Raw genomic sequence first — 23,595 nt, 5'->3', positions numbered from 1 at the left:
CAGGCACTTTCCCAGGTCTGATCGCTGCCACCCTGACAAGGGCTGCCTGGGGTGGAGCGACGGTTGGCTTCCAGCGCCCTTCGGGCGCTCCCCCTCACCCTGGCCCTCTCCCTCCGGGGGAGAGGGAATGTATGGCGATGAAGTGGGGGAAAACCCCGAATCTCCAAGGAACCGATGTAGTGCAACAGAACATCATTAACACCCGTGATCTCGAATTCCAGCTGTTCGAACTTCACCAGGTTGAAGATTTCCTCCAGTACGACCGCTACAGCGACCATAGCCGTGAAACCCTGCAGGCAGCGCTGGACCTGGCCCTGAAGGTGGCCGCCGAAGAGTTTGCTCCTCATGCACGGGCGGTGGACGAGGAAGAGCCCACCTTCGAGAACGGCCGGGTGGTCATGCGCCCGGAAGTAAAAAAAGCCCTGGATGTACTGAAGGAAACCGGCCTGCTGGCAGCCAGCCAGGATTTCGAGCGGGGTGGCATGCAGCTGCCCAGCGCCGTGGGCCAGATGTGTGTGGGGCTTCTGAAGGGCGCCAATGTGGGCACCCAGGCCTACGCGGGGCTGACCATCGCGGCGGCCAACCTGATTCTCACCCAGGGCAGCGACGAGCAGAAGCAGCGCTACGCCGAGCCCATGCTTGCTGGCCGCTTCTTTGGCACCATGTGCCTGACCGAGCCCCATTCCGGCTCCTCCCTCGGTGATTTGCGCACCCGTGCCGAGCCGGCCGGTGATGGCAGCTATCGCCTCAAGGGCAACAAGATCTTCATCTCCGCCGGCGACCATGAGCTGAGCGAAAACATCGTTCACATGGTGCTGGGGCGCCTGCCGGACGCGCCTCCCGGCGTGAAGGGTATTTCCCTGTTCCTCGTCCCCAAGTTCCTGGTGAACGAGGATGGCAGCCTGGGTGAGCGCAACGACGTGGCCCTGGCAGGCCTGATCCACAAGATGGGCTACCGGGGCACCACCTCCACCATGCTCAACTTTGGTGAAAAGGACGGTGCCGTGGGCTACCTGGTGGGCGAGCCCCATAATGGTCTGGCCGCCATGTTCCATATGATGAACGAGGCCCGCATCGGGGTGGGTCTGGGTGCCGTCATGCTGGGCTATACGGGTTACCTTCATGCCCTGGAATACGCCCGCGAGCGCCGCCAGGGCAGGCCAGTGGGAAACAAGGATCCGCAAACGCCCCAGGTGCCACTGATCGAACACGCTGACATCCGCCGTATGCTGCTGACCATGAAAGCCTATGTGGAAGGGGGGCTTGCCCTTGCCCTGCAGGGGTCACGGCTTGTGGACGAGAAGAAGGTGGCGAAAACCGATGAAGATCGCGAGATGGCCGCCGGCCTGCTGGACCTGCTGACACCGCTGATCAAGTCGTGGCCCTCCCAGTATTGCCTGGAAGCCAATAGCCTGGCCATTCAGGTGCACGGTGGTTATGGTTATACACGGGAATACCCGGTGGAGCAGTTCTACCGGGACAATCGCCTCAATCCGATCCACGAAGGCACTCACGGTATCCAGGGGATGGACTTGCTCGGACGCAAGGTTTCCATGGCTGGTGGACGCTACTATCAGGAGCTGCTGCGTCGCATCGCGGCCACTGTTGAAGAGGCAAAAGCCAACGAGCGGCTGGCGGACAACGCGCAGCGCCTTGAGGACGCCGTTAGCCAGTTGTCTGAGGCGACTGACATTATTCTGGCTGTGAAGAAAGAGGGGCAGGTAGAGCGTGCGCTCGCCAATGCGTCACTGTATCTTGAAGCCTTCGGACATATGGTGGTGGGCTGGCTCTGGCTGCGCCAGGCTCTGGTGGCTGCCAGCGCGCTGGATAACGGCGGCCCGCAACCCGAGGCCTTTTACCGGGGCAAGCTGAACGCCTGCGACTTTTTCAGTCGCTATGAACTGCCCAGGGTGCAGGGGCTGGCCCGGCTGTTGAAGGAAGTGGACACTGCCGCCCTGGATGTGGAAGCAGAAAGCTTCTGACCGGTTTTCCAATAACGATCTATCAAGCAGGAGAGATATACCATGAGCCGTGAGGCAAAAGCTGTTGTTTGCCGCGAATGGGGCACGCCTGTTCAGGTGGAAACCATCACCGTCGATGCTCCCAAGCGGGGCGAAGTCACCATCAAGGTTGCGGCCTGTGGCGTCTGCCACAGTGACCATTCCGCCACCACCGGCAAGATCCAGTACCCACCACCCCTCGTACTCGGTCATGAAGCCGCCGGCGTGGTGGTCGACGTGGGCGAAGGCGTCACCGACCTGAAAGAAGGGGACTACGTGGTCAGCACCTTCATCACCATGTGTGGCAAGTGCCGCAATTGTGTGCGAGGTCGTCCGGTGCTGTGTGAAAACGCCAAGAAGTCCCTGGTCACCCTGCCGGACGGTACCGTGCGTACCCATGGCAAGGATGGTGAAGACCTGTACGTGTTCGGCGCCTGTGGCGTGATGGCGGAGTACGCCACCCTGCACCAGGATAACTGCGTAAAAATTGACGAAGGCGTGCCCATGGCCAGCGCGGCCCTGGTGGGCTGTGCGGTGATTACCGGTGTCGGCTCCGTGTTCAATACCGCTGATCTGGAGCCGGGTTCCCGTGCCGCCGTGTTCGGTATCGGTGGTGTTGGTCTGAACGCCATCCAGGGTTGTGTGACCGCCGGTGCCGAGATGGTCATCGCCGTGGACACCAACGAGAAGAAACTGGAGATGGCCCGGGAGTTTGGCGCTACGCACACCATCAACATCAATGAGGTAGAAGACGTCAGCAAGGCCATCAAGAAACTCAGTGGCGGCGGCGTAGACTATGCCTTCGAGTGCGTGGGTAACGGCAATGTGGTCGAGCAGGCCTACAAGGCCCTGGGCCGTGCCGGTACCGTGGTGGTGGTTGGTGTCGCCGACATGAAGGACAAGACGTCCATCAGCACCTTTGCCCTGACCGCGGATGAGCGCACCGTGAAAGGCAGCTGGCTGGGTTCCGCGCGGCCCCAGTATGATTTCCCGAAGATCCTGAATCTCTACAAGGCCAACCGCCTGAAGCTGGATGAGCTGATCACCCAGACCTACAGCATCGACGAAGCGCCCAAGGCCTTTGAGGACATGCTGGAAGGCAAGAATGCCCGAGGCGTGATCGTTTTCGAATAACGCCTGTGGCCTGATTTTCTCTAATAAAACGGACTCCCGATAAGGAGCGCAACAATGAACAACCTGAGCAAGAACTACATCAACGGCCAGTGGGTTGACTGGTCCGGCGATACCATCGACGTGCACGAAGGTACCAAAGGTGAGGTCATCGCCAAGGTGCCGTCTTCCGACCGTGCCGCCATGGAGCAGGCCATCGACGCCGCCGATGCCGCGTTTGAGAGCTGGAGCGAAACGCCGCTGGATCAGCGCATCAAGGTGCTCAAGCAGCTGCACGAAGGCCTGCAGAAGCGTGCCCCTGAAATCGCCCAGGCGGTAGCCCGTGAAGTGGGTATGCCCATCAAGCTGGCTGGCATGATCCAGGCCGGTATGCCGATGAAGGTCACCGAGACCTACCTGGACATGCTGCCGGACTACCCGTTTGCCGAGCAGTCAGGTAACTCCGAGGTGCAGTACGCACCGGTAGGCGTTGTTGGTTGTATCACCCCCTGGAACTACCCGCTGCATCAGGTCATCCTGAAGGTGGTTCCGGCCCTGGCCGCTGGCTGCACCATCGTGCTCAAGCCCAGTGAGGTGTCTCCCCAGAGTGCGTTTATCCTGGCGGAAATCCTGGACGAGTCGGACCTGCCCAAGGGCGTGTTCAATATGGTCTGTGGCCTGGGTCAGGAAGTGGGCGACACCCTGATCAAGCACCCGAAGGTGCGCATGGTGTCCTTCACCGGTTCTACCCGTACCGGTCACCTGATTGCCCATGCAGCGGCGGACGACTTCAAGCGTATCGCCCTGGAGATGGGTGGCAAATCCGCTTCCGTCATCCTGCCGGATGCGGACCTGGAAGCCGCCGTCAAAGGCTCGTTCATGAACTGCCTGATGAACAGTGGCCAGACCTGTACTGCCCTGACCCGCATGGTGGTACACAAGGACCAGCACGACCAGGCCTGCGAGATTGCCGGTGCTATTGCCAACGGCGTGAAGCTGGGTGACCCGATGGACGAGAACACCCGTCTGGGCCCGCTGGCCTCCGCGGACCAGCGCGACAAGGTGCGTGACTACATCAAGCTGGGCATCGAGGAAGGGGCTACCCTGGTGGCCGGTGGCGCCGAGGCACCGGAAGGTCTGGAAGACGGCTACTTCGTCAAACCAACCGTATTCGGTAACGTCGACCCCAACAGCCGTATTGCCCAGGAAGAAATCTTCGGGCCGGTGCTGTGCATCATTCCCTATGAGACCGAAGAAGAGGCGATCCGCATCGCCAACGGCACGGCTTATGGCCTGTCGGGTGCTGTCTGGTCCGGTGACCAGGATAAGGCGAAGAAACTGGCCGGCAAAATGCGCACCGGTCAGGTATTCGTCAACGGCGGTGCCTTCAACCCGCTGGCACCGTTCGGTGGCTTCGGCCACTCCGGCATCGGCCGCGAGTTCGGCAAGTGGGGCCTGGAGGAATTCCTCGAGGTTCGTGCGCTACAGTTGTAATACCCGGGCCTGATCGGGTAAATATAGTAGCCTAATGAAAACGGGCGTTCCCGTGGGGGAATGCCCGTTTTTTTTGTGGGCAGCTCCAACCGGTTTTCCCGCTGCCCGCCAGAGACCAACACCAATAACGAGAGGGGCACCCCCGTGAGCAGTATCTGGACGATTACTCCCACCATCGAAAGCATGACGGAACACAGCCTGGAGACCGCGGTTTCCCATATGGGTATCGAGTTTACCGATGTCGGTGACGACTACATCAGCGCGCGGATGCCGGTGGATGAGCGCACTGTGCAGCCACACCGCATCCTCCACGGCGGTGCCTCGGTGGTGCTGGCGGAAACCCTGGGCAGCGTCGCGGCCAACCACTGCCTGCGCAAGGAGGGCACCGCGGGTGTCGGGCTCGAGATCAATGCCAACCATATCCGATCCGTGTCGAAAGGCTGGGTGCACGGTACCGCACGCCCGCTGCATGTCGGCGGCTCCACCCAGGTCTGGGAGATTCGTATCGAGACGGACGAGGGTAAGCTGGTGTGCGTTTCGCGGATTACCATGGCAGTGATCAATCTTTAAGAATTAGCCACGGATTCCGTGGCAAATAATCACAAAAAGGAGCTATCTCCGTGGAATTGGGTCTAAAAGGCAAAAATGCCGTCGTAACCGGCGGAAGCAAGGGTATTGGCCGGTCGATTGCGCTGGCACTGGCTGCGGAAGGCGTTAATGTCGCCATTTGTGCCCGTAGTGAGGGGCCGCTGCTGGACACAAAAAATGAGATCGAAACGCTGGGCGTCAAAGGCTATGCCGAAGCCTGTGATGTTGGTGACAAGAACAGCCTTGATGGCTTTCTGGATAACGCGCGCCAGGAGCTCGGCAGCGTGGATATCCTCGTCAGCAATGTCTCTGCCCTGGGGGCCGGTAACGATCTCAAGGCCTGGGATGCCAACATCACCCTGGATCTGATGTCGACGGTACGGGCAGTGGACAGGGTGCTGCCCTGGATGAAGGCAGCGGGCAGCGGCAATATCATCATCCTGTCGTCGATTTCAGGCATTGAGGTCGGTACGACTCAGCCCTACGCCGCCACCAAGGCAGCCTTGATCAGCTATGGCAAGTCTTTGGCGGTGGATCACGGCCCTGACGGAATCCGGGTCAACACCATTGCGCCGGGTTCCATCAAGTTTCCCGGTGGGGTCTGGGACAAAGCTGAGAAGGCAAATTCGCCCCGCTACCACAGCACACTGGAGCGCATTCCCTGGGGGCGTTTCGGTAAACCGGATGAGGTGGCCAATGTGGCGGTATTCCTGGCGTCGGACGCGGCCAGCTGGGTGACGGGCGCCTGTATTCCAGTGGATGGCGCGCAGCATCGCGCCAATATGTAATAGGCCGCAGGTACTGTCGATGCTGCAAACGCGGTGAGTCCTGTCCTCAGGGCTTGCCGCCCAGCAGGATACGCACCGCGAGGCATGCTTCCTCGACTTCCTCGATGTTCGGCTTCCGGCCCAGAATAACGTCTGAATACAGGCAGGACTCCGCCAGGCGAACCATAAAATAGGAAAGACTCTCTACCCGCATGGGGGGCTTTTCCAGATAGCCCTTGTCGATCTGCTGTTGGATCATCACTGTATTGGCCTCTACGACACGACCGTGCATGGTGGAGGCGGAGGAGGTGAGTACCCTCAGGGCATGCTCGGGATCCTGCTTGACGAACTCCTGAAGGGGCTTGGCAGTAATCAGTTCGATGTTAACCCGCCGATAGACTTCTACAATATACTCAATGCCATGCCCTGGCGTGGATGCCACGATTGAGCTGCGGATCGGTATATACAGTGACCAGAGAATATCCCCCAGCAACAGGTCCTTGTTGCCTACCCACCGGAACAGGGTGGCGCGGCCAATACCAAGCTCTTCCGCCAGTTCGGCCAGATGCAGTCGTTGGCCCTTGAGCCAGGTACGGCGGGCCTTGTTGAACGCATCCTCCGGTGTGGCCCCGGAAGACCGCTTGCGGGTTTTCTGCAGTTCGCGCTGTAGCGGAGATTGTGTTACTGCCACGGGGGTCTCACTTTAGGCACTAAAAAGTAGCAAACGTGTTACAGCCGCTACCTTTTTTGACATTGTTTTTGTTACATACACTACATGTTTCTGTTGGAATAGAGCCAGCGCTCTATTTTGTGACGATACCTTCCCGGTAACGTCTCGTAAATGAGTACGACTTTCCAACATATTGGGACTAAAAACAACAACCCATTTGGCAATTTGACCATGAACTCCGGGAGCTGGTGAATGCTGTTTGTTACAGCGCTGTTTATTTCCTGCCTGGTTACGCTGTTCCTTGCCCGGTATGCCTGGGCACGCCGTGAAACGCCCGCCGCCGGTTCGGTAGCGGTCATGATGGTGGGGATCAGCTGGTGGACGCTGTTTTACGCAATACAGTTGCTGCGGCCTGAACTCCCCGAAGTCATCCCCCAGCCCGATGCCCTGCCGTTGTTCTGGTTCCGGCTCATGTTTATCGGTGTGGGCGCTCTGCCCGCGTCGCTGCTGACGTTTGTGCTGCTGTACACCGGCGTCATTGCCCGCCTCAACCGACGTCTGGTGGTGGGGCTCAGTATCGTACCCACCCTGGTAGTGGTGGTGGCGTTAACCGATGGCATCTATCACGACTGGTTTCTTGCGGGATTCGCTGCACGTGAGGGGCAGAGTTTCACCGGAGGGCCCGTCTTCTGGCTTCACACCCTCTACTCCTATTCCCTGACGCTCATCGCCTATGGTCTCCTGGTCCGTTTCATTGTCCGCTCCCGCACCTACCGGATGCAGGCAGCTGTTCTCCTGATCGGGGGGCTGGCGTCATCCGCCGCCAACATTCTTACCATTGTCGGCGCCCTGCCGGAACCATTGCAGGACCTTGATATCAGTCCTTTCGGGTTTCTGGTCACTGCGGTGGTAATGCTGCTGAACATTCGCAGCCAGGGCTTTCTGGATGTCATGCCGATTGCCCGCTCGCTGGTTTTTGAGCACATGGCGGACGGCGTGCTGGTAACCGACGGCCAGGGCCGCCTGGTGGACCGCAATCCCAAGGCGCGGGAGTTCTTTGAACCACCCGGAAAGGAGCTGTCGCGCGGCGAGCCGATTGAAAAACTGATTCCGGACCTGTACACGAATGGCCAAATGGCCTCCGAGATTGAGGTCCACAACCGTTGTCTCAGCGTTCAGAAGAATGCGTTCTATGGCAATACCGGAAAGATCCGGGGTGTGGTGTATGGTTTCCGGGATGTGACGACGCTGAAGGAGACAGAGGCCAGTCTGCGCGACCAGCTTGCCAGGAACGAGCAGTTGAGCCAGGCGCTCAAGGAAGAATCCATCCGTGACCCGCTCACCGGTCTGTACAACCGCCGCTGGCTGGATGAAGTGCTGGAGCAGGAAATCCCCCGCACCCTTCGTGAGCATAGCCACCTGAGTTTCTGCATGATGGATCTGGACCACTTCAAGCGGGTCAACGATACCTGGGGCCACGATGTGGGCGACCGCATTCTGGTCGCCCTGGCCGGGTTGCTGAAGGATGGCAGCCGCAAGCACGACGTGGCTGCCCGGTTTGGCGGCGAGGAATTTGTGCTGGTGCTACCAGGGCTGAATGCCGAGCGTGGCAGGGACGTTGTCGATCGGTTGCGGCAGGCTTTCTCAGAACTGGACTTCGGCCCGGGCGGGCCTGCCAACCTGACGTTTTCCGCCGGGCTGGCGGTGGTCCCTGACCACGCCACGGACCGCGAAAGCCTGTTCAAGACAGCCGACAATGCGCTCTACGAAGCCAAGGATACGGGCCGCAACCGGGTGGTGATTCCGGGCGACGCCTGACGTTCTTCCTGCGGATGCCGTGTAGGATGGAGCGGAGTCGCAGGCACGACGTGGCTGCGCGGTTTGGCGGCGAGGAGATTGTACTGGTGCTGCCAGGGCTCGATGCCGAGCATGGGCTGGACGTTATCGAGCGGTTACGGGAAGCCTTCGCTGACCTGGATTTCGGCCCGGAGGGGCCGGCCAACCTGACCTTTTCCGCCGGGCTGGCCGTGGTGCCTGGCCATGCTACGGACCGGGAGAAGCTGTTCAGGATGGCCGACAAGGCACTTTATGAAGCCAAGGATGCCGGGCGCAACCGGGCGGTGGTTCTTCGCGAAGCCTGAACCACCACCCGGCAGCCGGAGGCGGTCACACCCGGAACTGGGTGACCAGCTCCCGCAGGCGCTCGCCCAGGCGCGCGAGTTCCTGGCTGGCATCGTTGGTCTGGGTGACGCCGGTGTCGCTGTTCTGGGCAGCCTCCACGATGCGTACCACGTTCTGGTTGATTTCCTCGGCCACGTGGCTCTGTTCTTCGGAGGCGGTGGCAATCTGGGTAACCTGGTCGTGGATATGCTCCACCGACTGTTCAATGGTGTTGAGGGCCGAGCTGGCGTGGTTGATTCGCTCTACGGTTTCCTCGGACAGCCCCTGGGATGAACGCATACGATCCACAGCACCGCGGGATTCGCTGATAAAGCCGTCGATCATCTCACGGATCTGACCGGCGGATTCGCCGCTGCGCTTGGCCAGCTGACGTACTTCATCGGCCACCACGGCAAAGCCACGGCCGTGTTCGCCGGCACGGGCAGCCTCGATAGCCGCGTTCAGTGCCAGCAGGTTGGTCTGGTCGGTGACTTCGTGAATCACGTCCAGCACCTTCTGGATCTCGTCGCTGCGGGCGGCCAGGGCTTCGATGGCTTCCGCGCTTTCCATGATGTTCTGCGACAGTTTGTTCACTGACTGCTGGGAGCCGGCCATGGTCTGACCGCCATCCTTCGCCAGCCGGTCCGCATCGGCACCAGCCTGCTGTACTTCGCTGGCGTTCTTCGAGATCTGGTGGATGGTTGCCGCCATCTCGGTGATGGCTGAGGCAATCTGATCCGTTTCGGAACCCTGGGTCTGGACTGCGGAGCGGGTTTCCTGGGCTACCCGGCTCAGTTGCTCCGCCGCCGATGCCACCTGGTTGGTGGTATCGCCCACTTCCCGGATCGTGCCGTGAATCTTGCTGACGAAGGCATTGAACTGACGTCCCATATCGGCCAGTTCGTCATTGCCGTCGTCGGGCAGGCGGCGGGTCAGGTCGCCTTCGCCTTCGGCAATGTCCTGCATGGTTCGGGTCACCCGGCTCAGGGGTCTGGTTACCGTGCGGCCCATGAAGATGCCAAAGCCAACGGAAATCAGAACGATGATGACGGTAATGCTGAGGATGGTCAGCAGTGCACTGGTAATCTGCTCTTCGATTTCCTGACGGGCCGCCTCAACCGCCTTGTCGATATCTGTAATGTATACGCCGGCACCCATGACCCAGTCCCATTTGTCCAGTGTGATGGAATAGGAGAGCTTCGGCTCAGGCGTCTTTTCTTCGGTGGCTGGGTTATCGAATTCATAGCGGAAGAACCCGCCGCCGTTGCGGCCCACCTCGAACAGTTTGGCCAGCAAAGCTCGGCTGGCATCCGTGGTTTCGTCGGAAAACCCTTCGATACTGGGATCTGGGGCGAAAATCAGCATGTAAGCATCGTCGCGGTAAGCATAAAGGTAGTTATTGTTACCGAACACGATGGACCGGAGTTTATTCCTTACACGCTCTTTTGCCTCTTCTTCCGGATACTTTTCCTGGTCATATTCCTCACGGATCAGGGCTCTTGCGCCCTCCACCAGGTTCTTGAGCCCGGTTTTGTGGGCTTCAAGCAGGCTGGCGCGCAACCGTTCCACCTCCGCCTCCCCATTGGCCCGAAGCTGGTCTGCGGTTACCCAGGCCAGGGCACCCGCTGTGAGCACCACGGGAACCAGTACCGCTATTAACAGACGTGAACGAATACGCAGTCGCTCCATCAGTTTCATGTTATAACTCCAAAGATTTCTAAAAGGACAGGGGGCGGAAAACTGTACAAATAATATCCGGATTTGCGATCGGGCTCCGTTCCAAAATGTAACCCGAATCGCTCTATTTGAATGGTTAACGGCATCTCGAGCCATTTCTTGAAGGCCCAGTCCGAGTCGCCAACCTGTCGTTATATTTCACGGAATTTTTCTGAAAAAAGCCGCAACAGGAACAGCGGTGCGGTCGTTCCTGGAGTCACCCAATCAATGAGTCAACGAGGCGTCTGTGTGACAGGAAACCGCAGGCTCCTCGTCCAGGGATACATCACTATGCCTAGAACATTACTCCCCATCCTCTGTGCTGCACTGCTGGTTGTGGCCAGCGCCAACGGGGCTCATGCCGCTGTTTCCCAGAGCCAGGCCAACCGGCTGGGCAACAGCCTGACGCCTTCCGGTGCCGTTCGTGCCGGCAGTTCCGATGGTGTTATTCCGCGCTGGACTGGTGGTGATACCACCATCCCAGCGGGGTACGAGGGGACCGGTGACCACCATGTTGATCCCTACAAGGATGATGAGCCCCGCTATGTGGTCACCGCCAGCAATCTGTCGGAGTATCGCGATGTGGTGCCGGATGGCGCCGCGGCGATGATTGAGGCCTACCCCGACACCTTCAGGATGAAGGTGTTTCCGACCCGCCGGAACCACACGGTACCCGACCATATCGCCCAGAATTCCCGCAAGAATGCGGTCCGCGCCAGCCTGGTGGACGGTGGTAACGGGGTCCAGAACGCTTTTGGCGGGTACCCCTTCCCGATTCTTCACGGCTCCAGTGAGGAAAAGGCCATGCAGGCGATGTGGAATCACCTGACCCGCTGGCGGGGCCGCTACACGGAGCGGGAGTTTGCCGAAGTGGTCGTAGTGGGTGGCCAGTTCCAGCCGATTACCATGCGTCAGGAGGTCTTCTTCAACTGGAACCGGGAGGGCGGCAGCCCGGAGACCCTGGACAACGTCATCAACTATTACCTGTCCACCGTGCTGGCTCCCAAGCAGTACGCCGGCGGTGGCATTCTGGTCCATGAGACCCTGGATCAGGTCAAGGAGCCCCGCAAGGCCTGGGGGTTCAGCGCCGGTGAGGTTCGCCAGGCCCCCAGCCTGGGTTATGACGCGCCGATCGCTTCTTCCGGTGGCCTGCGCACGGTGGACGATACCGACGTCTTCAATGGTGCGCTGGACCGTTTCAACTGGGAATACAAGGGGCTGCAGGAGAAGCTGATCCCCTACAACAACTTTGAACTGTCCAGCGACAAGTACAGCTACGACGAAGTGCTTGGTGATTACCACCTGAACCCGGACCTGACCCGCTGGGAACTGCACCGGGTGCACGTGGTGGAAGCCAACCTGCGGGAGGATGCCCGCCATCTTTACCATAAGCGTGTGTTCTATATCGACGAGGACAGCTGGAACATTGCCCTGGCGGATCAGTACGACGACCAGGGCAATCTTTACCGGGTGACCATGGCCATGCTGAAAAACTTCTACGACCTGCCCGGTGTGTGGATCGACATTGCGGCTTATCATGATCTGAAGGTACGCCGCTACCACGTTCAGGGGCTGGTGAATGAAACCGAGGGTTCAAGGGTGTTCAAGGATGATTTTCCGGGCGACCGTTACTTTTCGCCCTTTACCCTGCGCCGGCGTTTGTCCGAATAAAGAGGCTTTTTGTTAATTTCTGTGAAATCAGCGTGACTGATTGCTCGCCACTATGTAACGGCGTGTAAGGTCGGGGCTGGGCGCTAGCAAGTTCATGAGAAATAGTTAAGAATGCGACAAGATCCCATAATGTCCGTTAGACGACTCAGGCGACAGGAGTGGTGACTGTCAGGCTCCTGTTTGTAGTCAAAACAAAAAGATGGTCGGCCAAGATGTACGAGACTATGCAAAAAAAACTGATCCCCGCACTGTGCATTTCGTTGCTGGCCGTGGCCAGCGTAACCACCACCCACGCTGCCGTGTCCCAGGCCCAGGCCAACCGCCTGGGTAACAGCCTGACGCCTTTCGGGGCGATCCGGGCGGGGAACTCGGAAGGCACTATTCCCCGCTGGACGGGCGGTGACACCACCATCCCCGATGGCTATCAGGGTAACGGCGACCACCATGTCAATCCTTACCCCGACGATGAGCCGCGCTACGTGGTGACCGCCGACAATATCGAGGAATACCGGGATGTGCTGCCGGACGGGGTGGCCGCCCTGATCAACCGGTATCCGGACACCTTCAAGGTACGGGTATTCCCGACACGCCGGACCCACACCGCGCCGGACCATATCGTTGTTAACACCCGCAACAATGCTACCTCAGCTTCTCTGGCTGATGGTGGTAACGGCATCAAGAATGCCTTCGGCGGGCATCCGTTCCCGATCCTCCACGGCACCAGCGAGGAAAAGGCCAAGCAGGCCATCTGGAACCACACCACCCGTTGGCGTGGCCGTTATGTCAAGCGGGAATTCTCCGAAGTTGTGGTTGTCGGCGGCAAGTTCCGCCCGGTTACCATGCGCCAGGAGGTTTTCTTCAACTGGAACCTGGAAGGCGGCAGCAAGGAGACCCTGGACAATATCGCCAACTACTACCTGTCCACGGTGACCGCGCCGGAGCAGTACGCCGGGGGCGGCATACTGACTCACGACACCCTGGACCAGGTCAAGGAGCCCCGTAAGGCCTGGGGGTTCAGCGCCGGTGAGGTTCGCCAGGCACCCAGCCTGGGCTATGACGCGCCGATTGCATCATCAGGTGGTCTGCGTACCGTGGATGACACCGACCTCTACAACGGAGCGCCGGACCGTTTCAACTGGGAGTACAAGGGGCTGGAAGAGAAGATCATCCCCTACAATAACTTCGAGCTCTCCAATGATAAATACACCTACGATGAAGTGCTCGGCGACCAGCACCTGAACCCGGACCTGATGCGCTGGGAACTGCACCGGGTGCATGTGGTGGAGGCTACCCTGCGGGAAGACGCCCGCCACCTGTACCACAAGCGGGTGTTCTATATTGACGAGGACAGCTGGAACATCGCCGTGGCGGATCAGTACGATGACAAGGGTAACCTGTGGCGTGTATCCACCGGCATGCTCAAGAACTTTTACGATCTGCCCGGCGTGGTAAATTCCCTCGATGTCTTCCATGACCTGCATAAAGGCCTGTACCACGTTTCCGGTCTGGTGAACGAATCCGGGCGCGCCCGCCTCTACGAGGACGAATTCCCGGGCAAACGGTACTTCTCACCGTTCACCCTGCGCCGTCGTCTCTCCGAAGACTGAGACGAATTGCAGGATGTGTCACAGGGAAGTGACACGACATACCATCTCTCCTCACTCTTCCTCGTCTGGGCGCCAGACAGCTCCCATCCTTTGCCCTTAATCTGTTGACAGGTTTTCGACCCTTCTTCACCTGGAGGGACTGCTTCTTTATTGCGACCGTTTCTGGTCAGCCTGGTGCCTGGCCAGGCTACAAAAACAACAGATCAAGGCAGGCTGAATCATGGAATTTCATAACAAGAACACCTTTTGGTGGATGTCGTGCAGCACTGTGCTGGCTGCAACCCTGTTAGCGGGTTGTGGCGGCGGAGGCGGATCGGGCTCCGACGATGAGACCCCCACCCAGGTCAATACCGAGACTACGGTCAGCCAGGGCAAGGTCAACGGAACCAATGAGCCCGGGATGATTGCGTTCAGGGGGATTCCCTATGCGCAACCACCGGTCGGTAACCTGCGTTTTGCGCCTCCCCAGCCTGCCGGCGCGTGGGAGGGAACCTTGCAGGCGGATGAGTTTGGCAACAATTGTCCCCAAACCGGTAGTGCCTTCAACGGGTTTGCCGACAGCCTGGATGAAGACTGTCTGTTCCTGAACGTGTATAAGCCGAAATCGGGCAACAACCTGCCGGTGATGGTGTGGATCCACGGCGGGGCCTTTATCACCGGTTCCGGGGGCGAATCCTATGAGCCATTCCGGCTGGTGTCCGAGGACGTAGTGGTAGTCACCATGAACTACCGGCTGGGTATTCTGGGCTTCCTGCCAGCCGCCGGTCTGCCTGAGGGGAACGGTCAATTCGGTCTGCTGGACCAGCAACTGGCCCTTGAATGGGTGCAGGAGAACATCGGGGCGTTCGGTGGCAATCCGGATAACGTGACCATCTTCGGTGAGTCCGCCGGTGGCCACAGCGTGCTGTCACAGCTGGTATCCGCCGGGGCCAGCACCGGCTCCGAGGGCCTGTTCCACAAGGCCATTGTCCAGAGTGGGGCCTATCAGCCCACACAGATTCCGCAAGCCGTTGGTGAAACGGTCATTGGTGCACCGGTTGTAGCCGCGCTTGGCTGCGAATCGGCGCCTGACGTGGCAGCCTGCCTGCGGGACGAGGGGATTACCACCGAGGAAATTCTGACGGCCCAGGGCGATATGTGGTTCAACCCCACCTGGGGTCAGGGCATGCTGCCTCATTCCATCCAGGCGGCGTTGACTCAGCAGGGTGATGCCACCTTCCCGCAAGGCGTGCCGGTGATGACCGGTAATAACCTGAACGAAGGGCGTTTGTTCCTGGCGCTGGATGAAATTCCGTTCCTGTTGATGGACCCACCCTCCCCGAATCCGGTGGATACGAGGGATGAGTACGACACGGAACTGACGGCCCTGCTGGGTACGGACCCGCGTGGTCTTGATGTAGCCCAGATCGGGAACGATTACCTGAATACCAGCAACAGCCCGCTTAACTCGCCAGTGGTGACCGACCCGGCCGACCCAGACCGTTTCACCCTGGCCCTGGCTTCGATCCAGACCTCCTGGCGCTTTGCCTGCAACCAGATCGACCAGGTGGAAAGCCTGTCCGCCCAGGGGGTCAATACCTACGGTTACTGGTTTACCGACCAGGACGCTCCGAGTCTGTTCGGACCGCTGACGGCCGGGCTGAGCTTCGACCTGGGAGCTGCTCATGCCCTCGAGATCCAGTACGTGCTGAACTCGGAAGAGACAATGCGTGAACGGGGCGCTACCGATGCCCAGATCGACCTGTCGGAGCAGATGATCCAGTACTGGGTCCAGTTCGCACGCAATGGCAACCCAAGTCTCGATGATGGTACCGCCACCTGGACGGCCTACGGTAACGGTAGTGAGCTGATGGAGCTGGAACCGTCGACCCTTGGTAACGCCGCACTGGTCAACGCCAGCATGGCGGAAGATGCCCACAACTGTGCCTACTGGGATAACCCTCCTCTGTTGCCGCGCTAAGCCCGGTCGCCCAGGCCCGGAGCGGAGTGCTACCGCCCCGGGCCTGGCGAATGCCGGCGTAATATTGCGGAACAAAACTTCAGTCTCCCCTCGCGGCCCACTATGGACCCTCCTGCTCCAGACAGTAGGTTGCCACCCTATTAACCTTCTGAATGCTCCTCCCATAAAGCGAATGCTCGCTTTATGGGGCGCGACGAATGAACTCTCTGAGACAATAACAACGAGGCATTACCATGAACATGACAAGAAACAGGGCCTGGCAACTGGCCCTGGGTGCCGTTCTCGGCTCAGCGCTGCTTTCCGGCTGTGGCGGATCCTCCTCGGGCTCTGACGATGACCCTGCACCCACGCCAGATCCCACGGTAAGGTCGACCCAGCAGGGTGATGTACAAGGCGTTGAAGAATCCTGGGGCCTGTCTTTCAAAGGCATTCCCTATGCACAGCCTCCTGTGGGCGACCTGCGCTACGCAGCCCCGGTCCCAGCGGAGCCCTGGACAGAAACCCTGAGTGCCGATAGTTTCGGTGGCAGTTGCATCCAGCCCCAGAGCACCTTTGGCGCAGCAACTGCCACAGAGGATTGCCTGTACCTCAACGTGTACCAGCCTGAAGATGCCGATGGCACGAACGCTGTCATGGTATGGATTCATGGGGGTGCCTTCGAGACGGGCTCAGGCAACAGCTATGTACCGACCGATCTGGTCGATCAGGGCGTTGTGGTGGTCACCATCAACTATCGTCTGGGTGTGCTGGGCTTCCTGTCCCACCCGGACCTGGCCGCTGAGGACCCCGATGGTTATTCAGGTAGCTGGGGCCTGCTGGACCAGCAGCTTGCCCTGCAATGGGTTCAGGACAATATCGAAAGCTTCGGCGGCAACCCGGACAACGTGACAATTTTCGGTGAGTCTGCCGGTGGTGCGAGTGTCCTGTCGCACGTTGTTTCCCCGACAGCGACAGAGCTGTTCGACAAGGCTATCGTGCAGAGCGGTGCTTACACTGCTATACAGCCTGACCAGGCTGCCATTGAGGCTGCTGGCGATACGTTCTACCAGGGCCTTGAGTCATCGTGTTCTGATATCGCCTGTATCCGTGAGCTTGATGCGTCTGTGATTCAGGCTGCTCAGGCCGCTGCCGGTCTGGATTTTGTTCCCAGCCGTCGCGGCGACATCCTGCCAAAGAGCATCAGCACTTCCCTGACGGACGGAGATTACAATAAAGTTCCGGTCATGACCGGCAGTAACCTGGACGAATGGCGGTTGTTCGTGGCTATTGGCGAGGCGACTCGCTTGCGCGCCGGCCAGCCTGAGGCAGACGCGATTCTGGATGCGGATGATTATGCACCCGAGGTGGCCAGCCTGATTGGCGTTGATGAAGCCACGGCGCAGAGCATCATCAACGGCTACTACCCGCTGTCGGCGTACGACAACACCAGCGTCGCCGTTAGTGCTGTCGGCACCGACGTGGTCTTCTCCTGCGGAATGCTGGGGCAGATCGGGCAGCTGGTTGCCAGCAGTGAAAATGCGGTCTATGCCTACGAATTTCAGGACAGGGACGCTCCCTCGATCATAGGCGATGCAAGCTTCTACAGCTTCGACCTGGGAGCGGCCCATGCCTTCGAGATCCAGTACATCTTCGGTTCCCGGGCCAGTCGTGAAGCCAACGGGATGCAGTCGGCTTCTCTCGATTTGGCGGATGCCATGACCTCGTATTGGGCCAATTTTGCGAAGACCGGCGACCCCAATCCGTCCGATGGCACTGGAGTGAGCTGGCCCGCAGTCAGCGCCACCGGAGAAATCATCCAACTGGACCCCGATGGAATAGCGACCACGACAACGGCGCAGTTCGGCACGGATCATAAATGTGGCTTCTGGAGCAGTTTCTGAAGCAGGACTTTGTCTCCCGGAACAGGGGCAGAAACAACCATGTCTGATCGGGGCGGCCTTCGGGCCGCCCTTTTTTGTAAAATGATTCCCCCTAATGAATAATGGAGCACCATTCCAATAACGATCACTACTCATCAGGGGAGTTCCATGAAAACACGCATCACTGAACTGTTTGGCATCGAGCATCCGATCATCCAGGGCGGCATGCACTGGGTGGGCTATGCGGAGCTGGCGGCTGCCGTTTCCAATGCTGGTGGCCTGGGTATTATCACTGCGCTGACCCAGCCCACGCCCGATGACCTGGCGAAAGAAATCGCCCGCTGCAAGGAACTGACCGACAAGCCCTTCGGCGTCAACCTGACCTTCCTGCCATCTTTCCAGGAACCCCCCTATCCCGAGTACATCCAGGCCATTATCGACGGCGGCGTAAAGATCGTGGAGACCGCCGGTCGCAGCCCGGAGAAGTACATGCCCGCGCTTCATGAGGCCGGCATCAAGGTGATCCACAAGTGCACCTCTGTCCGCCACGCGCTCAAGGCCCAGAAGATTGGCTGTGATGCGGTGAGCGTCGACGGCTTCGAGTGTGGCGGCCACCCCGGTGAGGACGACATCCCCAACTTCATCCTGCTGCCCCGGGCGGCCGAGGAGCTGGAGATCCCCTTCGTCGCTTCCGGCGGTATGGCCGATGCCCGCAGTCTGGTGGCCGCGCTGGCCCTGGGTGCCGACGGCATGAATATGGGCACCCGCTTCCTGGCCACACGGGAAGCGCCGGTGCATGATCGCGTGAAGGAAACCATCGTCGAGTCCGACGAACTGCAGACACGCCTGGTCATGCGCCCGCTGCGTAACACTGAGCGCGTGCTGAAAAACGCGGCGGTGGACGAGATTATCCGTATCGAGAAAGAGAAGGGTGCCGACACCCAGATCGAGGATATCCGTCACCTGGTCTCCGGTGCCAAGGGCAAGCTGGTATTGCACGAAGGCAAGATGGACGAGGCGGCCTGGAGCTGCGGCATGGTAGCCGGACTGATCCACGATGTGCCATCCTGTGAGGAACTGATCAACCGCATCATGAGCGACGCGGACACTCTCATTCGTGATCGCCTCATGGGGCTTCTGTAAGGAGACGGCACCATGGCAGACGTCAACCTGCTCACCGACGGTGGACAATTCTTTGAAGGGCCCCGCTGGCGGGATGACCGCTGGTGGGTCTCCGACTTCTACCGTCAGGCCATTTACACGGTGACGGTGGACGGGCTGGTGGACAAGGTACTGGACGTGCCTCACCAGCCTTCAGGCCTGGGCTGGCTGCCGGATGACTCCCTGCTGTTTGTCTCGATGGTGGACCAGAAGGTCATGCGCCGGTCGCCAGACGGCGAGGTCAGCGAGTATGCGGATCTTTCCGACCATGCCACCGGCCACGTCAATGACCTGGTGGTGGCCAACGACGGCAATGCCTGGGTAGGCAACTTCGGGTTCGACCTGATGGAAGGTGAGGACCTGATGCCGGCGAAGCTGATGCGCATTGACCCGGAAGGCAACCTCAGTGTCGCCGCTGAGGACCTGTACTTCCCCAATGGCATGGTCATAACCCCGGACCAGAAAACCCTGGTGGTCGGCGAGACCTTCGGCAACAGCATGACTGCCTTCACCATTGCCGACGACGGCGAGCTCTATGACCGTCGCGCCTGGGCCGAATTCGGTTCACGGCCGGCGGCAGGGCCCCGCGCCGAGATGCTGAAGCAGCTCAGCATAGGCCCCGATGGTTGTGGCCTGGATGCGGAGGGTCAGATCTGGATCGCCGATGCCTTCAACCAGCGCTGCATCCGTGTAGCGGAAGGTGGCGAGATCACCGACGAGATCAAGGCCCCGGATGGCCTGGGCGTCTTTGCCTGTATGCTGGGCGACACCGACGGCCGCACATTGCTGATGTGCTGTGCTCCGGATTCCTCCGCCAAGCGGCGCAAGCAGGCCAACGAGGCCGCTCTGTACACCGCCCGGGTGTCGGTGCCCCACGCCGGCAACCCCTGACTTCCAGTCTTTTATCCTGCCATGATGTCACGCCGGTCCCTGTGGGGCCGGCGTGATACTTTTGTGATCAATAGCGGACACACTGTTTAGGGGCGCGTGAGTGTGTCGTGACATCGTCTCTCCAGAATGGCTCGTGAACAGGCAATCGTCTGATTCACCAACCGTTAATCAAGGAGAGAACCATGAAACACATCGCACTGATGCTCACCCTGGCACTGGCCACTGCCGCCTCGTCTGCCGTGGCAGATCATCATATGGAGAAAGAGGCCATGGATGATGGCATGATGGAAGACAAGGCCATGCACGATGACGACATGATGAACGACGACATGATGGAGAAGGAAGACGCCATGTCCCCGGACACCATGATGGATGATGACCATGCCATGAAGGACGATGCCATGATGGATGACGACATGAAAAAAGACACCATGAACGACCACTGACGGACCTTCGCTTGAGCCGTACTGTACTGATTATCGAAGACAATCCCGGTATCGCCGAGCTGGTTCGGATGCACATCCAGGATCTGGGGCTGCATCCGGTGCTGGCGGACCGGGGCGACACCGGGCTCGACAGGTTCCGGGAAGGGGGCGTGGATCTGGTGATCCTCGACCTCATGCTGCCCGGCCTGGACGGGCTTGCGGTATGCCGTGAAATCAGGGCCGGCACAGATTACGTGCCGGTACTGATGCTGACAGCGAAAAGCACCGAGCTGGACCGGGTGCTGGGGCTGGAAATGGGGGCCGACGACTACCTCACCAAACCTTTCAGCGTGGCCGAGCTGGCGGCGCGGGTGAAGGCCCTGTTTCGCCGCGTGGATGCCCTGGCCAGGCGGGATGTGAATGCCTCGCCGGACCAGGAGATTGTCCGGGACGGCCTGCGTATCGATCCGGCCCGGCGCAGCGTTCTGGTGCACGGGCAGCCCGTGGAGCTGACCGCCCGGGAATTCAACCTGCTCTGGCATTTTGCCTCCAACCCCGGTCGGGTGTACTCCCGCAGCCAGTTGCTGGATGCCGTCTGGGGGTACAACCACGACGGCTATGAACACACCGTCAACACCCATATCAACCGCCTGCGGGGCAAGATCGAGCGGGATCCGGCTCACCCCGAGTTTGTGGAAACGGTGTGGGGCGTTGGCTACCGGCTAAGGGACTGAACGATGGCCAATACCCTGTTCACCCGGCTTTCCCTTGGCCTTTTCCTGCTGCTGATGGCCGTGGCGGTTCTGTTTTCGGTGCTCAGTCTGGGATCACTGAAGCAGTACAACGCCTCCATAGACCAGGAACTGAACCGGGACCTGGCCAAACGGCTGGTGGCCGACCGCAACCTGGTGGCGGATGGCGAGCTGGACCAGCAGGCCCTCAAGGCCCTGTTTGAACTCTACATGAGCATTAATCCCAGTATCGAGATCTACCTGCTGGATACAGAGGGCCGCATCCTGTCCTATTCGGCGGATCCCGACAAGATCAAACGCAACCGCGTCTCACTGGAACCTGTCCGGCGTCTGCTCGGGGACATGGCGGACTATCCGGTGCTGGGCGATGACCCCAGAAGCCATGACCGGCGCAAGGTATTCTCGGTGACGCCGGTGCCCTCCGAGGAACGACGGGAGGGCTACCTTTACGTGGTACTTCGGGGGGGAGAATACGACTCCGCCGAAGCCATGGCCCGTAGCGGGCACTACATCGAGATGGCCGCCTGGGCCCTGGGAGCAAGCCTGGTGGTGGCGTTGCTGGCCGGTCTGGCCGTGTTCCGCATCCTCACCCGGCGGCTGACCCGTCTGACCGGCCTGGTGGCGGAGTTCGAACACAGCGACATGAGCCGCGAACCCCGCAAGACCTGGCGTCAGCAGCGCCCGGTAGTGCGCGACGAGATCGACTACCTGGGCGTCACCTTTGATGATATGGCCAGCCGGATTACCTCCCAGATCCGGCAGTTGCAGGAAAAGGACACCCAGCGGCGGCGCCTGGTTGCCCAGGTGTCCCATGACCTGCGCACGCCCCTAGCCTCCATCCAGGGCTACATCGAGAGCCTGAAGCTGCGGTCCGGTCGACTGAGCCCGCAAGAGCGGGACGCTTTCCTCGATATCGCGTTGCGGGAAAGCCGTCGCCTGGGCAGGCTGGTGGACGAGTTGTTCGAACTTGCCTCACTGGAGGCCTGTGAACGCAAGCCGGAGACGGAGCCCTTCTCCCTGGCCGAACTGGTCTACGATGTGGTCCAGAAGCACCAACAGGAAGCCGACCGCCGCCAGGTGGCCTTAATGGTGACCGGCGATCCGGCCATGCCCATGGCCAGCGGTGACGTGGCCATGACCGAGCGGGTGCTGGATAACCTGATCAGCAACGCGCTGTCGTACAGCGTGGCAGGTGGTGTTGTTGAGCTGTGTTTTGAAGGGACCAGTGCGCCCGCCGTCATGGTGAGGGATGCCGGCCCGGGCATACCGGAGCAGGATTTGCCCCATATCTTTGATCCCTTCTATCGTGGCAGCCAGGACGCCGGCAAGGTTGAGGGGCTGCATGCGGGCCTTGGGCTGGCGATTGCCCGCCACATCATGGACCTGCAGCAGGGAAGCATCAGGGCTGGTAACCGCGCCGGCGGTGGCGCCGAGTTCCGGATCCAGCTTCCTGTCCACCGTGCCGGCGGTGCCTGATCCCGATCGTTATTCATTCGTAAGAATTCAGGGAACACCCTGTTACGTCATGCCCTCATACTGACAGGGTCAATGATCAGGAGATGTTGTTATGAAACGATTACTGGTAGCCAGTCTGATTGCTCTGCCGATCGCGTTTGCCGCCCTGTCCACCGGGGTATTTGCACAGAAAGACAATCGCTCGGTCCACGCGCCGGACGATCCGGATCTGGCGGTAGCCACCTTTGCCGGCGGCTGCTTCTGGTGTGTCGAGGCCGGCTTCGAGAAGATCCCCGGTGTGGTGGAAGCCGTATCCGGTTACGCCGGCGGCAGCGAGCCGTCGCCCACCTACGAGCAGGTCTCATCGGGACAGACCAACCACACCGAGGCCGTACAGGTCTACTATGACCCGGACAAGATGACCTATGAAGGACTGCTGGCAGGGTTCTGGCGGTTCATGGATCCCACGGATGCCGACGGTCAGTTCGTGGACCGGGGCCAGCAGTACCGCCCGGCCATCTTCTACCACAATGAGGAGCAGAAGCAGCTGGCGGAAACTGCCAAACAGACGCTGGCGGAATCCGGCCGCTACGACGACCCGGTGGTGATCGAAATCACGGAGCTGGACCAGTTCTATGAGGCCGAGGACTACCACCAGGACTATTACAAGAAGAACCCGATTCGCTACAAGGTCTACACCTTCAACAGCGGCCGTTTCCAGTTTATCGACAAGTACTGGACGGAAGAGGAGCAGGATGTGGATTTCTCCCGCTTCCAGCCGGATTCTGACAGCGCCAGCAGTGACAACAGGGCCGGAGCATTCAGCCGTATCGTCACTGGCGCGGGCTTTGACGCCGCCAGCTTCACCATGCCGGACGAGGCGACGCTGCGCAGCCAACTGACCGACCTGCAGTATGAGGTTGCCCGGGAAGATGGCACTGAAAGGGCCTTCGACAACCTGTACTGGGACAATAAAGAACCGGGCCTGTACGTGGATATTGTCTCCGGTGAACCGCTGTTCTCCTCCCGCGACAAGTACAAGTCCGGCACGGGCTGGCCCAGCTTTACCCGGCCGGTCAGCGACGATGCGGTGGTGGAAAAGGAGGACAACAAACTGTGGATGACCCGTACGGAAATCCGCAGCCGCCATGCGGACTCGCACCTGGGCCATGTGTTCGATGACGGCCCGGCCCCCACTGGCCTTCGTTACTGCATGAATTCCGCCGCCATGGCGTTTATCCCGCTGGACGAGATGGAAGCGGTGGGCTACGGCGAGTATATCGATGAGGTCCGGGAGCCCTGAGCTGGA

19 protein-coding genes are annotated in these 23,595 nt (G+C 60.0%); 17 read left to right on the top strand and 2 right to left on the bottom strand.

Annotation, left to right across the window (positions count from 1 at the left end):
- The first annotated feature begins 179 nt into the window (after positions 1-179).
- From ACFOZ5_RS17495 to ACFOZ5_RS17475, 5 genes are all read left to right on the top strand, one after another.
- Entirely contained in the window at positions 180-1,982 is a 1,803-nt protein-coding gene (locus ACFOZ5_RS17495; protein WP_379889725.1) for an acyl-CoA dehydrogenase, read from the top strand.
- A 42-nt stretch (positions 1,983-2,024) separates the two neighbouring features.
- On the top strand, positions 2,025-3,134 hold the full coding sequence (locus ACFOZ5_RS17490; RefSeq protein ID WP_379889722.1) for a zinc-binding dehydrogenase: 1,110 nt from the start codon (positions 2,025-2,027) through the stop codon (positions 3,132-3,134).
- A 54-nt stretch (positions 3,135-3,188) separates the two neighbouring features.
- On the top strand, positions 3,189-4,604 hold the full coding sequence (locus tag ACFOZ5_RS17485) for an aldehyde dehydrogenase family protein (RefSeq protein WP_379889720.1): 1,416 nt from the start codon (positions 3,189-3,191) through the stop codon (positions 4,602-4,604).
- Between the two features lie 144 nt (positions 4,605-4,748).
- A complete protein-coding gene (locus ACFOZ5_RS17480; protein WP_379889718.1) occupies positions 4,749-5,174 on the top strand; it encodes a hotdog fold thioesterase in 426 nt (141 codons plus the stop codon).
- Between the two features lie 50 nt (positions 5,175-5,224).
- Complete coding sequence (locus tag ACFOZ5_RS17475) at positions 5,225-5,980, top strand: SDR family NAD(P)-dependent oxidoreductase (protein ID WP_379889716.1); 756 nt, start codon at positions 5,225-5,227, stop codon at positions 5,978-5,980.
- Positions 5,981-6,026: 46 nt separating this feature from the next.
- Here ACFOZ5_RS17475 and ACFOZ5_RS17470 read toward each other — a convergent pair whose 3' ends face one another.
- Positions 6,027-6,650, bottom strand: coding sequence for a QsdR family transcriptional regulator (locus ACFOZ5_RS17470; RefSeq protein ID WP_379889713.1), 624 nt, complete (start codon positions 6,648-6,650; stop codon positions 6,027-6,029).
- Between the two features lie 231 nt (positions 6,651-6,881).
- Between ACFOZ5_RS17470 and ACFOZ5_RS17465 the strand changes: the two genes are divergently transcribed.
- Positions 6,882-8,447: a diguanylate cyclase gene (locus ACFOZ5_RS17465; protein ID WP_379889711.1), complete on the top strand. Its 1,566-nt coding sequence runs from the start codon at positions 6,882-6,884 to the stop codon at positions 8,445-8,447.
- Between the two features lie 26 nt (positions 8,448-8,473).
- A complete protein-coding gene (locus tag ACFOZ5_RS17460) occupies positions 8,474-8,770 on the top strand; it encodes a GGDEF domain-containing protein (RefSeq protein ID WP_379889709.1) in 297 nt (98 codons plus the stop codon).
- 25 nt (positions 8,771-8,795) lie between these two features.
- Here the strand turns inward: ACFOZ5_RS17460 and ACFOZ5_RS17455 are convergent, their stop codons facing one another.
- Complete coding sequence (locus tag ACFOZ5_RS17455) at positions 8,796-10,487, bottom strand: methyl-accepting chemotaxis protein (protein ID WP_379889707.1); 1,692 nt, start codon at positions 10,485-10,487, stop codon at positions 8,796-8,798.
- A gap of 309 nt (positions 10,488-10,796) precedes the next feature.
- Here ACFOZ5_RS17455 and ACFOZ5_RS17450 point away from each other — a divergent pair, with 309 nt between their 5' ends.
- The 10 genes from ACFOZ5_RS17450 (at position 10,797) to msrA (ending at position 23,589) form a co-directional block, all read left to right on the top strand.
- A complete protein-coding gene (locus ACFOZ5_RS17450; protein ID WP_379889704.1) occupies positions 10,797-12,176 on the top strand; it encodes a DUF1329 domain-containing protein in 1,380 nt (459 codons plus the stop codon).
- A gap of 224 nt (positions 12,177-12,400) precedes the next feature.
- Positions 12,401-13,783: a DUF1329 domain-containing protein gene (locus tag ACFOZ5_RS17445; protein WP_379889701.1), complete on the top strand. Its 1,383-nt coding sequence runs from the start codon at positions 12,401-12,403 to the stop codon at positions 13,781-13,783.
- Positions 13,784-14,036: 253 nt separating this feature from the next.
- Complete coding sequence (locus ACFOZ5_RS17440; protein ID WP_379889699.1) at positions 14,037-15,743, top strand: carboxylesterase/lipase family protein; 1,707 nt, start codon at positions 14,037-14,039, stop codon at positions 15,741-15,743.
- A 233-nt stretch (positions 15,744-15,976) separates the two neighbouring features.
- Positions 15,977-17,623, top strand: a complete 1,647-nt coding sequence (locus tag ACFOZ5_RS17435; RefSeq protein WP_379889697.1) for a carboxylesterase/lipase family protein — start codon at positions 15,977-15,979, stop codon at positions 17,621-17,623.
- Positions 17,624-17,770: 147 nt separating this feature from the next.
- Positions 17,771-18,745, top strand: coding sequence for an NAD(P)H-dependent flavin oxidoreductase (locus ACFOZ5_RS17430; protein ID WP_379889695.1), 975 nt, complete (start codon positions 17,771-17,773; stop codon positions 18,743-18,745).
- Positions 18,746-18,757: 12 nt separating this feature from the next.
- Positions 18,758-19,654 carry an SMP-30/gluconolactonase/LRE family protein gene (locus ACFOZ5_RS17425; RefSeq protein WP_379889693.1) on the top strand — a complete coding sequence of 299 codons (897 nt, stop codon included), beginning with the start codon at positions 18,758-18,760 and terminating at the stop codon, positions 19,652-19,654.
- 182 nt (positions 19,655-19,836) lie between these two features.
- Entirely contained in the window at positions 19,837-20,100 is a 264-nt protein-coding gene (locus ACFOZ5_RS17420) for a hypothetical protein (RefSeq protein WP_379889691.1), read from the top strand.
- A gap of 11 nt (positions 20,101-20,111) precedes the next feature.
- Positions 20,112-20,813, top strand: coding sequence for a winged helix-turn-helix domain-containing protein (locus ACFOZ5_RS17415; RefSeq protein WP_379889689.1), 702 nt, complete (start codon positions 20,112-20,114; stop codon positions 20,811-20,813).
- A 3-nt stretch (positions 20,814-20,816) separates the two neighbouring features.
- Entirely contained in the window at positions 20,817-22,307 is a 1,491-nt protein-coding gene (locus ACFOZ5_RS17410; protein ID WP_379889687.1) for a sensor histidine kinase, read from the top strand.
- A 91-nt stretch (positions 22,308-22,398) separates the two neighbouring features.
- Positions 22,399-23,589, top strand: a complete 1,191-nt coding sequence (gene msrA, locus ACFOZ5_RS17405; protein WP_379889685.1) for a peptide-methionine (S)-S-oxide reductase MsrA — start codon at positions 22,399-22,401, stop codon at positions 23,587-23,589.
- The last annotated feature ends 6 nt before the right edge of the window (positions 23,590-23,595 follow it).

It is taken from the genome of Marinobacter lacisalsi (genome assembly GCF_042651045.1).
GTDB lineage: Bacteria > Pseudomonadota > Gammaproteobacteria > Pseudomonadales > Oleiphilaceae > Marinobacter > Marinobacter lacisalsi.
The sequence above is the reverse complement of the archived record's forward strand: the minus strand, read 5'-3'. Positions and strand labels throughout refer to the sequence as shown.